Origin of the sequence: Tolypothrix bouteillei VB521301, from assembly GCF_000760695.4 — a bacterium.
Classification (GTDB): Bacteria; Cyanobacteriota; Cyanobacteriia; order Cyanobacteriales; family Nostocaceae; genus Scytonema; species Scytonema bouteillei_A.
Window position 1 is genome coordinate 7,148,433 of the sequence record NZ_JHEG04000001.1, and the last position, 14,069, is coordinate 7,162,501.

The 14,069-nt window shown below is 37.5% G+C and carries 14 protein-coding genes; 9 read left to right on the top strand and 5 right to left on the bottom strand.

Annotated features, from left to right (window positions below; all coding sequences use genetic code 11):
* The first annotated feature begins 141 nt into the window (after positions 1–141).
* From cas10 to HC643_RS29165, 9 genes are all read left to right on the top strand, one after another.
* The gene (gene cas10, locus HC643_RS29125; protein WP_038076070.1) at positions 142–2,520 is read left to right on the top strand and encodes a type III-B CRISPR-associated protein Cas10/Cmr2; all 2,379 of its coding nucleotides are present in this window, start codon (positions 142–144) and stop codon (positions 2,518–2,520) included.
* Positions 2,517–3,380, top strand: a complete 864-nt coding sequence (locus HC643_RS29130; RefSeq protein ID WP_063779572.1) for an RAMP superfamily CRISPR-associated protein — start codon at positions 2,517–2,519, stop codon at positions 3,378–3,380. The genes cas10 and HC643_RS29130 overlap by 4 nt, the downstream gene beginning before the upstream one ends.
* Positions 3,377–4,702 (top strand): type III-D CRISPR-associated RAMP protein Csx10, encoded by a 1,326-nt coding sequence (csx10, locus tag HC643_RS29135; RefSeq protein WP_050046749.1) that lies wholly within the window; start codon positions 3,377–3,379, stop codon positions 4,700–4,702. Before HC643_RS29130 ends, csx10 begins: the two co-directional genes overlap by 4 nt.
* Complete coding sequence (locus HC643_RS29140) at positions 4,699–5,154, top strand: hypothetical protein (RefSeq protein WP_038076073.1); 456 nt, start codon at positions 4,699–4,701, stop codon at positions 5,152–5,154. Before csx10 ends, HC643_RS29140 begins: the two co-directional genes overlap by 4 nt.
* A 76-nt stretch (positions 5,155–5,230) precedes the next feature.
* Positions 5,231–6,133, top strand: a complete 903-nt coding sequence (gene csx7 / locus HC643_RS29145) for a type III CRISPR-associated RAMP protein Csx7 (protein WP_038076152.1) — start codon at positions 5,231–5,233, stop codon at positions 6,131–6,133.
* 9 nt (positions 6,134–6,142) lie between these two features.
* Complete coding sequence (locus HC643_RS29150) at positions 6,143–7,150, top strand: RAMP superfamily CRISPR-associated protein (RefSeq protein WP_038076075.1); 1,008 nt, start codon at positions 6,143–6,145, stop codon at positions 7,148–7,150.
* Positions 7,138–7,665 carry a hypothetical protein gene (locus tag HC643_RS29155; protein WP_038076078.1) on the top strand — a complete coding sequence of 176 codons (528 nt, stop codon included), beginning with the start codon at positions 7,138–7,140 and terminating at the stop codon, positions 7,663–7,665. The genes HC643_RS29150 and HC643_RS29155 overlap by 13 nt, the downstream gene beginning before the upstream one ends.
* Position 7,666: 1 nt before the next feature.
* Positions 7,667–8,734: an RAMP superfamily CRISPR-associated protein gene (locus HC643_RS29160; RefSeq protein WP_038076081.1), complete on the top strand. Its 1,068-nt coding sequence runs from the start codon at positions 7,667–7,669 to the stop codon at positions 8,732–8,734.
* Between the two features lie 135 nt (positions 8,735–8,869).
* A complete protein-coding gene (locus HC643_RS29165) occupies positions 8,870–9,601 on the top strand; it encodes a hypothetical protein (protein WP_167844771.1) in 732 nt (243 codons plus the stop codon).
* Between the two features lie 918 nt (positions 9,602–10,519).
* Here the strand turns inward: HC643_RS29165 and HC643_RS41635 are convergent.
* The 5 genes from HC643_RS41635 to HC643_RS29195 form a co-directional block, all read right to left on the bottom strand.
* On the bottom strand, positions 10,520–10,657 hold the full coding sequence (locus HC643_RS41635) for a hypothetical protein (RefSeq protein WP_237265960.1): 138 nt from the start codon (positions 10,655–10,657) through the stop codon (positions 10,520–10,522).
* A gap of 202 nt (positions 10,658–10,859) precedes the next feature.
* Positions 10,860–11,024: a DUF1016 N-terminal domain-containing protein gene (locus tag HC643_RS29180; RefSeq protein WP_082051899.1), complete on the bottom strand. Its 165-nt coding sequence runs from the start codon at positions 11,022–11,024 to the stop codon at positions 10,860–10,862.
* Positions 11,025–11,069: 45 nt separating this feature from the next.
* A complete protein-coding gene (locus HC643_RS29185; protein WP_038078915.1) occupies positions 11,070–11,891 on the bottom strand; it encodes a hypothetical protein in 822 nt (273 codons plus the stop codon).
* 319 nt (positions 11,892–12,210) lie between these two features.
* Complete coding sequence (locus HC643_RS29190) at positions 12,211–13,521, bottom strand: SAVED domain-containing protein (protein WP_063779571.1); 1,311 nt, start codon at positions 13,519–13,521, stop codon at positions 12,211–12,213.
* Positions 13,522–13,565: 44 nt separating this feature from the next.
* Entirely contained in the window at positions 13,566–13,985 is a 420-nt protein-coding gene (locus tag HC643_RS29195) for a hypothetical protein (RefSeq protein WP_038078890.1), read from the bottom strand.
* Positions 13,986–14,069: the final 84 nt, after the last annotated feature.

Here is a 14,069-nt window from a genome sequence, read left to right on the forward strand (position 1 = left end):
TTTCTTTTTTTTAGCAACTCAGTATGAAATAGTATTTAGTAAGCTTGACGAGCGCAAGCCAGTACTTTCCTAAAGATCTGTTGGTAGAAAACCATTTGCCGATAGGTAAGTACTAATCACTAAAAGCTTTGATTTGACCTAATGACAAACGACTCTCGCACGCGCACAGTATCTGCTTTTGCCTGGTGTCTTGCTTGGGGTAAAAAGCATAAGTTGAGTCAGGACGAACTCAGTGCAATGAAAAAAATGCGACAAACATTAATTGATGAAAGGAAAGATGAGAGCGCTCGCAAGCAAGTGATACCGGATACAATGCAACATTTCGTAATGCTAGCAGAGCAGCTTTATAATATTGATGAAGACTATAAACCTGAGACATTATCAGAATTAGAACAAAAGTATCAAGACCTTTGGAAAGAAGATACGCCTATCGGTTTGGTTTATGGCGGTGCAACGAAAATTAAACAATATGTTTTTGAAGCAGCAAAACTTCATGAAATACGAGGAGCCTCTGCACTACTCGATCGCATTAACCTTGAAGATGTTCCAGGTTTTTTTGGTGAAGGTAGACGTTCAATACGTATGCAGGAATGGTTGCGGAACAACGGCTTTGCCGATTTAGTTCCAGCACTGATTCCCGAACTTATTATTTATTCTACAGGTGGTAGCGTTCTTGCTTTTTGCCCTGCTGCTTTAGTGGATAAACTAGCTAACGCTATTGAAAAACGTTATACCGATGAAACCTTAACGGCTAATTCCTGTGCAGTTGGCGATACTTTTCGCTTGTTAGAATTCCGGTTTGGGCTGTTGCAAAATCCTATAGAAAAGACTCTCTGGTTGGGAGAATATAAACAGAAGCATAACGATCGCATCATCCAAGCTTATTTTGACCAATCTGACGAACACGATTTAAATATAAAATTTTGGCAACGCAAGAATTTTAACGAACTGGTAGGAAAACTGGCAAACCAATTTACCCACCGTCGTAACGGTAATTTGACACCAAGTGTTGTGCTGACTCACTCTGATGCGTCTGATGGTGATACTAATCGTAATTCACGTCCGAGCCGCTGCTATCCTCCCATGTTTGAAACCCATCCCTATTTACAACGGGATGAAACTGAGAGACGTGCAGCTGTAGCAGAGACGAATTTACCGGGAAGACCAAATTTTTCTGCAGCTTTAGCTCGTAAAGTCATAGTTGGTCAGCGTAGTAAAAATGATACCGTCCAAAGACGCGCATGGTACAAGCGAGAATATTTTGGAGTTCGTCTATCATCGGGTAAAGAGAAACTCTGGAATCCTGGTTATTTTTCTAGTTGGGTGACTAGATTTCAAAATTCTTTGCAAGAATTAGATAAGGAATGTCAAAACAAATATTATCAACCAGCCGATGGTAATCCTGTTACAGAAGCTTTATCATTACGGGAAATTGGTAATGTGAGTAAAGTTAAGGGATTTGTTGGTTATATTTACGCCGATGGTAATAATATGGGTGGCTATATCCGCAACAGAATTCGCACGCCCCAAGATTATCGTATATTTAGTCAACAAGTTTTAAATGCAACCCAAAAGGCTGTTTACATAGCATTAAAAAAACATCTCCAACCCCGTCAGCTTCAAAATTTGACAGATTCAGATATTAGCGATCGCAATAAACAATGGATTTATCCGTTTGAAATTATTACTATTGGTGGGGATGATGTGCTGTTGATTGTACCAGCAGATAAAGCCTTAGATGTTGCTAAAACTCTTAGTGAGGAATTTGAAAACCAGTTACCTGACTTTCAATTAGAAGTATCCTACGATTCTAAAAAAGTTCACCGCTATCAAGGAACCAAGCTGCCAAAATGCGATCGTCAGTGTGAGTTAAGTATGTCCGCCGGAGTACTCATTACTGCTGAAAGTACTCCTATCTATTACGGAGAATCTCTCACAAATCAACTCTTAAAATCATCAAAAAAATTAGCAAAAGACCTAAAACGAGAATATAAATATTACGGTGGAACAGTTGATTTCTTAGCACTAAAAGCTGTAACAATGATTGCGTCTACTATCAAAGATTTTCGCGAACAAGGACTAACAAAAGAAAATCTAAAATTCTATGCTGCACCTTATACTCTTTACGAGTTAGAAGGCTTATTGGAAACTGTTGCAGCACTTAAAAAGGCTAAATTCCCCAAATCGCAACTTTATCAAATTCGTAGTTTGTTGGAACGGGGTAGGCGCACGGCTATTCTGAATTACCGTTATTTTCGAGTTCGGCTGCAACAAAAAGAACAGGTGCATCTAAAAACTATGTTTGAAGAGACTTGGTGTCAAGCGAAAAGTAATAATGGTAACCTCGCACCCTGGATGTCAAAAAATTCCAATGGATCAACCACGGAACCAGAGAAAACTATTTATGAAACAATTTGGCGTGACTTGGTGGATTTACATCCATTTGTCGCGATACAAGAGGAAAGTGAATTACCTAATCTCAATCCAGAACCAGAGGAAATCCAAGGAGTAGAACAATGATTAGCCTTGATGGAATTCCTCCAAATCAAACCGACACTTGGGAGATAACCGCGATTATTGATACAGCTTTGTGTGTAGGTGCGGGTGGTTCCTCTGGTTCTCTAGCAGATAAACCCATTGTCCGCAATGCTCAAGGACAGCTAATTATTCCAGCTTCCCAAATCAAAGGTAGATTGCGTCATGAATGTGAAAAATTAGCGAGTGCATTGGGATGGGAAATTTTTTACGCACCCGTCGCAACAGAGCTTTGTCCCAATCAAGAACAGCTAAAGAAGCGTTTCCAGAAAATATATGGTTTGGAAAACTTACCTTTAGATGAGAACCTTGAATGGAATCTCTTTCAAGAAATATACACGGTAACTGGTTATAAAGGCTTTCACTGTATTGTATCGCAAATCTTCGGCAACCCAATTTTACCATCTCGCGTTATTGTTGAGGATTTTATCTGTTCGGTTCCCGCAGATGAATTACCAGAAGTTTTACGTCCGGGAGTCACAATTAACCGTCGTCGTCGCACTGCTGAGGAAACTAAACTTTATCTCTTAGAAACTTCTCCTGCAAATGCTCAACTAAAATTTGAAGGTAAAATCCACTTACTACCTAAGTTTTCATCTATTTGTCCCGATTTAGCAAAGCTTTTAATCTTTTCTGGCTTGCATCATATTTATGCATTAGGAGGAAGTAAATCTACAGGTTTGGGCTGGTTGCATTGGCAAAACTTACCAAAATTTACCATAGATGAAAGTACTTGGTCGAATTTAGCAGCAAAACAATTCTTAGAGACGATTAAAGGTAAACGTGAAAATAGGGTAGGTTGGGTTGAGGAACGAAATCCAACATTGAATCGAGAGGAACCATGAAACGTATTGAATTAACAATTACAGCCCAATCACCCCTAGCAATCGGTAGAGAAAAACCCGGAGGTTCCGTTAGCGAGGTGGAAAAATATATTCCGGGTTCTGTAATACGTGGTGCAGTTGCAAAACAAATTTTGTCTCGCTATCCAGACATTGAAATGCAAAATCTCGATGTTACGGTAGAGAACAATCATTTCCAAAAGCTGTTTTTAGATGAAAAATCAGCAATTTTTCAAAATGCTTACCCTGCGATCGCAAAAAGTGGTAGTATTTATAAAAAAGTCGAGAATACTCCTATCAGAGTTTTACCAGCAACAGCAGTCAGTTCTAAGGCTAATCCAGGGTTTAAAACTGACAATAAGCACGGCGTGTTCGACACATTGATTGACTTGTTTTGTGCAGATATATTCAATTATCCTTACGATCCAAGTAGTAAGAAAGCTATAGAAGATAGGGTAGATCCGCGAGTGGAGACTTTTAGCTGCTTCTACAGCAAAGACAGCAATAGCTACTACAGTCATGCAGTGACTAGCCGTCTGTTAACAAGGGTAGGAATAAACCGTCGCCGCGCTACAGCAGAGGAAGACATTTTATATAGTATTGAAGTTCTAAATGAAGAATTTAAGACTAAGAAAAATACACAAACCAATAATTCTCAATATTATCAATGGGAGAACTATGTTTATCGCAGTTATATTCTCATAAAAAATGATGCGATCGCTAAGAAATTACACAAGTTTATTAATAATAACAAAGAACAATTCCGACTTGGTGGTTCAATATCGCGAGGGTTGGGTAAAGTAAGAATCGAAGCTAAAGAAGTTCAAGTCATCAATGATATTCAAAAAAGAATAGATAAATTTAATGAAGCATTAAAAAACCGCTTGGAAGAATGGTCTGAGGTATTTGGAAAACCCCAACACGATCCATTTAGTAAGAATCGTAAATATTTCACTATTAACTTACACTCTGAAGCTATTTTGCTAGAAAATTGGCAGCGAACAACAGTTATCTCCACTGAAATGCTCCAATATACGCTCCAACAATTTCTAACTAAGAAAGATGAATCATTAAAGCTTCATACTGCTTATAGTAGTTACGATTATCGCTCTGGATGGAACAATGCTTGGGGACTCATGAAAGATGTAGAATTGATAACAAATAAAGGCGCAGTTTATCTATTTAGTACAGAAAATTTGGAATCATGGTACAAAGCCTTATTTAATTTAGAGCTAACTGGAGTAGGAGAACGTGTCAGTGAAGGATTTGGTCAAGTAGAAATTTGCAATGAATTTCATTTAGTATTTCGTGAGGATGCAGTATGACAAACTGGGAAGAACAGCAGAAAGAGTTTAAAATCCAGAAAGGGATTCGTGACGCTGAAGACGATCTAGTCATCGCAATTGAGGAAAGATTAAATAATCAAAAATCCTATGGTAAGTTGGAAGACTCACAATATCGAAATTTAATGCATGTGGCTGATACGACTGGGAGCATTGCAGTGATTAAGAACTTTCTACGTTACCAGTTAGGACGCGATAAAAAGTGGGGCGAAGGAAAGGAATCACTAGCTGAAAAAATTATTGATGATATTGATGATAAGCTCAAACAAAAGGCTTTGGAAATTATCGAAAAATCTGGATGTAATGAAACTGAAAAAATAGAAAAAATCAAACCAGTGTGGTTGGAATTAACTCGACGTTACTTGAGTTATGGTTCGCGTCATCTCAAATATCTTAACCCTAGTAAAAGTACTTCTCCTAGTAAAACTAATTAAAAGACTAAGTAGGTAGTTAAGAAAGTATGTAAAGATATGCGACTTGCTAACAACCAATAACAAATAACAAATGACCATGTTTGAAATTTTTAAAAATCGCATAGAAATTACAGGAATTTTAGAAACAGTAACCGCTTTGCGAATTAGTGCGGGACGTTCCACTGAAGCTATTGGTTCAGATTTACCCGTCATTAAAGATGCTTTAGGTAGACCATTAATACCTGGTTCTAGCTTTAAAGGCGCATTAAGATCGAGATTGGAAAGTTTTTTGCGGGGAATTGATGAAAGTTTTGCAGCCAATCCAGCATTAGAAACGGAATGGTCGATTACTCAAGAAGCAATGTCTAAATTTAAGCACGAGCTAGTCATCACAAGAGATAAGCCAAAAGAAAAAGAGGAAAAATTACATCAATTTATTTTAAATAAAACAGATTTAATTTCCTTTCTTTTCGGTTCTCCTTGGTTATCCAGCAAATTACAAATCCGCGATTTAACTGTACATAAACCAGAAGATAATTGGTTTGGACAATATCAAGAACGAGATGGAGTGGCTATCGATCGCGATACTGAAACTGCTGGAGATGGGAAACTTTATGATTTCCAAATTGTACCAGCAGGAACGCCTTTTGATTTCCATGCTATTGTTGAAAATGCTGAGGAATGGGAACTAGGTTTATTGACGATTGGGTTACAACAATTTAAAACAGAACAAATTCCTTTAGGTGGTGGTAAGTCGAGAGGATTGGGAGTAGTTAAACTCCAAATTAATGATGTTAAGTGGATTGATGTACGAGATGCTAACGATAAAAGTAAGGTCGATCCAAATAAGGTTATTGAATATCTCAAGAAATTAATAAATTCTCATGGAGATTTACCTTGCGATGATAGTATCCCTTTACCATACGTATGGAGTGAAGCGCTAATTCATAAATTACGGGAAGAGATGGAAAAAGTAAAAAATACAGTAGCTACTAATTAACACCCAATTATGCACAAACAATTAGTTAATCAATGTATTCTCAATATTACTATTATTCCTACTAGCCCTATCTTAATAAAATCTGGTTTGGAAAGTGCAGATCCAACAAAACCAAACATGAATTTTGTAGAAACGTATCATCAAGGAAGCCCCACTATTTACCTTCCCGGTAGTTCCTTGAAGGGGGCGATTCGCGCTCATGCTGAAAGGATTGTGAGAACTTTAGGTCATCCAGATTATGATAAACCTATTAACTCTTCACTCATTTGGGCGAATAATCCTTTAGATGACGAATACGATTACTTGTATGAAAATCCACAAGATAAAGAATACCTAAAAAAGAAATTACCAGCACAGAGTATTTATAAAGAATCATCATTTACAGACCAAATATTTGGGAACAAATTCATTGCTAGTCGTTTGCGAATTGAAGATGCGTATCCCAACAAGTCACAACCTTTGAGAATAGAACAACGAAATGGTGTTGCAATCGATAGGGTATTTGGTTCGGTTGCACATGGTCCCTTTGATTATCAAGTTTGTACAAGTGGCGCATTTAAAACCAAAATTCATTTGAAAAACTTTTCTCTAGCACAGTTAGGTTTGATTGCGTTAGTATTGCGCGATTTAAATGAAGGATGGTTTGGAATTGGGTACGGAAAAACTCGCGGTTTGGGTATGGTGATGGTGGAGTATGACAGCGCTGTAGTTCAATATCCTGGATGCATTTTAGAGAAAAAGGATGGTAAGATTTACAAATTTGGTAGTCAAACACCTTGGGATAAAGTTTATCTTTTAGGTGCGGGGGAATTTTTAAAAGGCAATAAAAAAAATCCTTATGGTTTTCCGCAAGACGATAAATACGAAATTACTATAGTGAAACCAACATCAATGGAATATGGTTTTGGCGTGCAAATGCTTTGGGAAGAACCAACAGAGATTCAGGAATTATTTATGCACTCCGTTGCTGCTTGGAGTAAGTTGTTAGAACAGGGAGGTGCTGTATGTGCTTCGTAGGGTTCAATCAGCAGCCTTTGTCTAAAGAAAAATTACTTGAGTTGCTGGACAAGCATTCAACACTACCTAGCTATTACTTTCTACGCTGGAAACATCGGGTAGGGGGATTTTGGGAACGACGTAACGAAAAGTTTGGTAACATAGAAGATGATATACGCGAGCGCTTAAAAAATAACCTCCCAAAAAATTCTCTCCAAAATAATCCCACACCAGAACCCACGGAAACCTTTCCCAGTCCAGAAGGACAATTATTTAACTCAATCCTAGAGATACGTTGGAAAAGACAGAAAGGAGAATATCAAGTCTTGGTTCTTAGTTCCAAAGACACAGAAGCTGATTTTACGCCGATTCAACGCAATTGGGAAATTTTAGAGCAAAATGCACTGACTCATTCTCCAACTGAAACTCGTTTTCCTAAAGGCTTGAATACCGAACAACTGAATATTGCTCAACGCTATTTTCGAGATAGTCATACCGCTACAGTTCATTTTGTTGCATTAACGGTGAAAAATTAAGATGGCTAATAACTCTTATCGTTCGACTAATTCCAGTAATTTCAACCAACAACGCGGACCCAGACCATACGACTTTGTCTATTTTTCTACTAAATCACCTAGTGTAAATAAACCTCCCGGACATCATAAATATTTACACGAGCGCATACACGGTACTTTATTTTTGACCCTAAAAGTCCAAACCATGGTGCATATTTCAACTGGAACAGTGCTAATGGGAAGCGATATTAACAGGGAAGAGATTCCTTTAATCAAAACTATGGTTCAAGGAATTGACGACGAACTCATCATTCAAGGTAGTTCTCTAAAAGGTTGCATTCGTTCAATTTATGAGGCAATTACTAACAGTCGCGTAGGAGTCAAGCCTAAAAAGCCGAGTGAATACCCAGAAGAACGTTTACCAGCCAAAGAGAAAAATCAACTTTGTCCAGCAAGTATAGTTTTTGGTGCGTCTGGTGACAGATGGGGATGGCAAGGATTAGTTTCAATTCAGGATGCTTATTGTGAAATGACTGGTTTTGAAGTTGGTTTCATGTCCAATCTTTGGCGACCTAGACCAGAAGAGAATGATATATACTATTTTAAAGATAAATCTGGAAAGAAAAAAGCGGTCGGGTGGAAATTTTATTACAATATGAAATATGCTCTTGATAAAGGTGAAGGTAATGGTGTTCCCGCCCAAGTAGCGTTTAAAAATGATGAATTTATAACTCAATTAAATTTTAGAAATCTCAAATCAGAAGAATTAGGAGCATTGCTAATTGCTTTAGGTCAAGACAACAAATATCCTATAATTTTGAAATTGGGTGCTGGTAAACCAGTCGGGCTGGGAAGCATGATAGTAGAAATTACAGAAGCTGATCTTTTACAAAACCAATCGGATTTACGTACTCGTTATTCCTCTTTTGAAAGACTATCCAATCAATTTTTAACTGGAGAATCTCTAAAAATCTTTATAGGAAATACAGTTCAAAAAGCTCATGAAAACTTAATTGATAAATCAAAATTAGAAGAATTATCTAATATCCTCAATCCTTCCACTCATTTTGCCCCTCATGAAAGCTATTAAGTAAGTCAGCACAATTAAAGTTAACTAGTGAGGAGCGTTATTTATCAATAGTCATTTGTCGTTGGTAAAGATTTTTAGGAATGTTTACATTTTGTAATATAGTTCAATTTATTTGTACATAGCTACTTAATTAAAATGAAAAGTAATAGCGATCGCATTATTTACAATATGACTGATAAATATCTTCAGTTAGCCCACAAAATTGCTGTCACTTTAATTAGAGAACAAGATAATATTGAAGCAGGTGAAAAAGGTATTATTACTGAGGTAGGAAAATTAACCACTTATCTGAACTACAAAATCAAACAAAATATTAGTTTAAAGAAAGAAGAAAGAAAACAAATAAAATTTTTTATTTATCTTGACTCTTTAAGCGAACATAGTCAGACAATAGGACATAGTAACAAAACCATAGCTTATTATGAAGCCATAAACGAAACTTGTAAAAACTATCTTAAAGATTATGCAAACAAGCCAGTGATTATGATGCAAATACTGGGATGGTCGCAACGCTTAATGTATTATTACAGACAATTAGATTTATCAAATATAGACATTAATAATTTACAAATAGAGACAACAGACGAAATGCTAGGACTTACTCCTAAGTTATCAGAGATTAACAAGATTACAGAACCGATAGTAACACAAACATCAAAAACCTTAACATTACCTCAAAAACTACAAGTTTCTAAACCTATACCTCCTCAAGTCGTAGAGTCAACACAAACAGAAACAAACAATCCACTAAAACGTCCTATATCGCCAAAACCCGCTAAACCCGTAGAAAGTCCAAAACTAGAAAAGCCAAAAGCATCAGAATCTTCAAATCCTTTCAAGCGTCCTCCAAAGAAAATCTCTAGTTAACTACACTCCTTTTCCATAAGCAACGTAGGCGGAATCTGCAACAATTCCAAGTAAACTTATTGAAGTTTTTGCAGGGTTTAATATTGGTGAAGCTGTTAGCTTTGGTGTTGGAGTTTGAGCAATAATGAATTCTAGAAGTGAGACACATTAATTAAGGGTAGCCAATCCATAGTAGATTTCACAAGCAACCTCGTTTATTATACGTCTGTTCTGTCAACTTCCTTTTTCCTGATTTATACTCATATATTTATAATATATTGTAACATTCTTGACAATCTAAAGCAAAAAATCGTATCTTTAGTGTGAGTGTGCTAATCCAAATCTACGCACTTCACTCGATCCTTGAAAACCCTATAACTTCGTTAAAGTGTGTCGATTGCATACGGTGCAAGGCTTTCAGGCTACGAAAATGACAACTTTTGGAAATTTTTTGATAAGTTTTAAGAGGTGTGTCGATTGAGGGGTCTGAAACCCTCTTCCAGTAAGGCTTCCAAGAGTGAAATCTTTACACTTCCCCCGCCCCGAAAGGGGATGGAAACGAGCCGCCCTAGGCGTGCCTCAAACACCAGAGACGCTTTACACTTCCCCCGCCCCGAAAGGGGATGGAAACAGGACTGTGTACATTGCGAATGCATCTACTCAGTTGGCTTGACACTTCCCCCGCCCCAAAAGGGGATGGAAACTTAACTTTAGCTTCTCCACCATTAATTGAACTTTCTTTACACTTCCCCCGCCCCGAAACGGGATGGAAACAAAGGACAATTCAGACATTCCTGTTCCCCGTTTTCCCCTTTTTGTTGACTCCAAGCAATTACTCCTGGATTTGGTTGAGGGCGAACCAGTTCGCTGATGATATTGGTGTCACATAGAAAGGTCATGGTGCTAATCGATCAATGGATTGAACCGCTCTTACCGATCTTACCGAGCAGGAATTTCCAAGGTGTAGTCTTCCTCTACACAGATCTGACGTAATTCGGCAAAGGCATTAGCTAGGGAGTATTTATGATGTTGGTTTTTCCATTCCAGTAATTCTTGGAATAGTTCTGGCTCTACCACAGCTGTAACCAGTCGCTCCCGATCGTAAATTAGTTGAGGCTCTTCACAGCATCGTCGATTAGTTGAGAGAACTGCTGTTGGGCTTGCTCAATTTTCCAGTTCATAGACTTGAGTTACTTGCAATCGCTAAGACAAAAGTCATTTCATCACAAGATGAATATTCTACTCTTCATCCTCTGTTTTTACTGTTACTGTATCTAACTCAGCTTCTAAATTCTCGATAGTCGGTAAATTGTTGTCCATACCATTGGCATTCTTTGATATCTTTAACAGCGTCTGAAATACGGACATTATAGTTCCAAGGAATTTGTACAACAACCTGTTGCACGAATTGTTCATCTGAGTATACTTCTGCAAACGCCCGCATATACTTAAGATTCCGTGTGGAAAGGTTCTTCGATTGATTAGTTAACTATACTCTTTTTCCATAAGCAACGTAAGCAGAATCTGCAACAATTCCAAGCAAACTTATTGGTGAATTGACAGGAATATAATAATAATTAACCCGTGTTGACAAATTATCTATTTCTCTAAATCTTCCCTTAACATAAATTACCAAAACAGTATTTTTATCCAACCAATTCAATACTAAGTCAATTTGTTCTTTTACCTTAGCCTCTAGCTTATTATCGGCATCATCTTTTGATAATCCAACGAATTCCTGCCCTTCTAATAACTTAGAATTTATTAAATCTAAAACAAAAATATCCCCGACTGGCTTTTTAGGTTTTTTCCTTTGATGCCAATACTCAACCTTATCAAAACCTCTTGTACGCAATAGCTTACAATCTTCCGGTTCCATTGCATCATCGCTAGGTGAATAATAATCTACAATCGTCGAACCAATCACTCTTTCACGCTGCAAAGAACGCTTGACACTCTCAACTTCAGACTGGACTAAATCTGTGATTTTATTCTCTACTTCTCGATTAATTAATTGACTAGCTAATTTTTTTGCCTCATCTAAATTCTTACCTACAGCATAAGCCAAAAATCCACCTAAAAATGTAAATGCTATTAAGACAAGTTGCATTGCAGTGACAAATCTGTTAAAACTTTCACCTAGTTGACCATTTGTCGCTTTTAAAAACTCTAACTGACTTTTGAGCAATTCAAGTTCACTAGAAGTTTTTGCAGGGTTTAATATTGGTGAAGCTGTTGGCGTTGGTGTTGGAGTTTGAGCAATAATTAAATTCCAGAGGTGAGACATATCAATTGAGGCTAGCCAATCCATAATAGATTTTACAAGCGACTTCATTTATTATACATTCATGGGTTAACGAGAGTAAATCTTTGATGAGACACCGTAATTCGCAATTGTCGGTTTTACTACCAATTAAGAGGACTTTTCAAACATCCTCTTAGCGATTGCATTAAAAAATCACGTATCAGTTGGTGAAGGCATAATCAAATTACACCAGCACAAATAATGAGCGAGAGATGAAGATTGGTTTTTGCGGTTCTAGACTGCAAGAGTAGAAAATCACCACTCCGTACCAATCTTCATACAGTGATAGATTGTGATACAGGTATAAGCACGTGCCTTTGAATTATTAACCCGTACAAAGTTTGACTGAAGGTTGGTATTTTTCTGCAACACGCTCGTAACAAATGACATCACCAATACATCGTAATCGCTGACCTAAGAAGAAACAAAAACTCATCGGAGCAAATAAAACTAAGTGTGTGCTGCTTGCACGGTATTTTTGGCGAGTTTCGCGAATAATTTCTTTAGCATGAATTGTGAGTGCAGTTGCATCTGCATTAGAACTAATTGCTCTTTCTCCAATACCAGCTTCTGGTTCTGCATAAACAACAGCACTAAGTGGAATGGGTGAATCTTGACGTAGTTGTTCTATATCTCTTGATGCATTACCTGTGATTCCCAATGCAACTAAAATGTCTTCTCCAGCTTCGCCATCTTCTTTGACAATTTTAAACTTTGCTGTTGACGCACTAATATCCGATCGCCACAATTCGTTTTGTCCTATGGTTCTTTGTTCTACTTGCAAGGTATATCCTCTAGTATCTTGAAAAACATGACCAATGACCACGGCTGCTGAAAGAGGGAGCTTACCTCGAATATCAACAGTTAATTCAGTATGTCCTTGGGAAACTTGTTCTCGTACTTGTTCCAAATTAGGGAGTAAAATGTTTTTCCAAGTTTCTTGGTTAGCAATACGACGGGGTCCAGACGCACTCTCAAGGCTAAAATATTCTGTCCAGTCCAGTTCAACAGTGGGTAAGTTGTCATACATTTGCTTGACCCAACCATGTATCCAAAGGCGGACTCTAGTCTGCTTTTTCAAAATAGGAATATCTGCTTGGTCTATTCCTGCTAGTGAAATGCTGTTGCGACCCAAATTATAAGCGAATTCATAGCCTCTACCCGCTCCCAAGGCATCATAAAAGCCAGCAGCAAATTCAATAGCAGTGAGATCGTTAATGGATTGCTTCATTCCAATGACATAATCAATGTGCTGTGCAATCGCTTTTGCTTGGACTTCTGAATAACAAGCATTTAGGAGCACGCATTCTACCTTGTCTGCAAATAATTTAAATAGTTCTGCCAAAGCATAGGTGCTGACAAATTTAACTTCACCTGTATTGTCATCTTTCAATACTAGCCCTTCTTCTCCCATTCCATGTCCACAAAAGTGAACGATTTGGGGATTTTCTCTCAATATTGCCCGCCGTAATTCTCTGTGAGTGATAGCACCGCACGCTCTTAACTCAAATTGGTCGCGTTGTTGAGCCCGTTCTATTGCCGTTTCGATTTCTCGGACTTCTTCATCTAAGCGCAGACGGGTGATGTTTGTAGGGTTAGCTGAGAGAATTAAGATACGTTTTGGACTGTTAGTCATAGGTTAATATTATCAGAGCTAAAAATTTTAATTACGAGATGCAGTCATTTAGATTTTCCATAAGCAGATGCAGGGGATACTAGAATCGCCCCATCCTTTTCCAAGGCTTTAGCAAATTCATTACGGTCTGAGTGATTTGCATCAAATATCATCACAGTTTGATAGGAATTATTACATTCAGGGAAATTAGATTTGATAATTACATAAGAAGGACTTCCCAACTCACCACATACATGAGGATTTCCTTTATCTTGTCCGTTGACTTTGCGTTTAACCTTGTATCTACCATTACTGTAAAGTTTTTGTAACTCTTTGCCAATAACCTCCAATTTGTCGTCATTTTGATACCAGTTACTAATCTTTTCTAGATGTTTCATCTCTGGCTGAAGACAAGGGATAAGATAAATCTTTGTATTAAGATCTAAAACATCATTCACGTACTTCTGGTGATTGTAGTAGTGCATATAACTTACGTTGGTAGAAATTCATATGGCTGGAGTATATAGTTATAAGGATTAAAGTAGTTTTCTACAAGATTTTTCAGGATG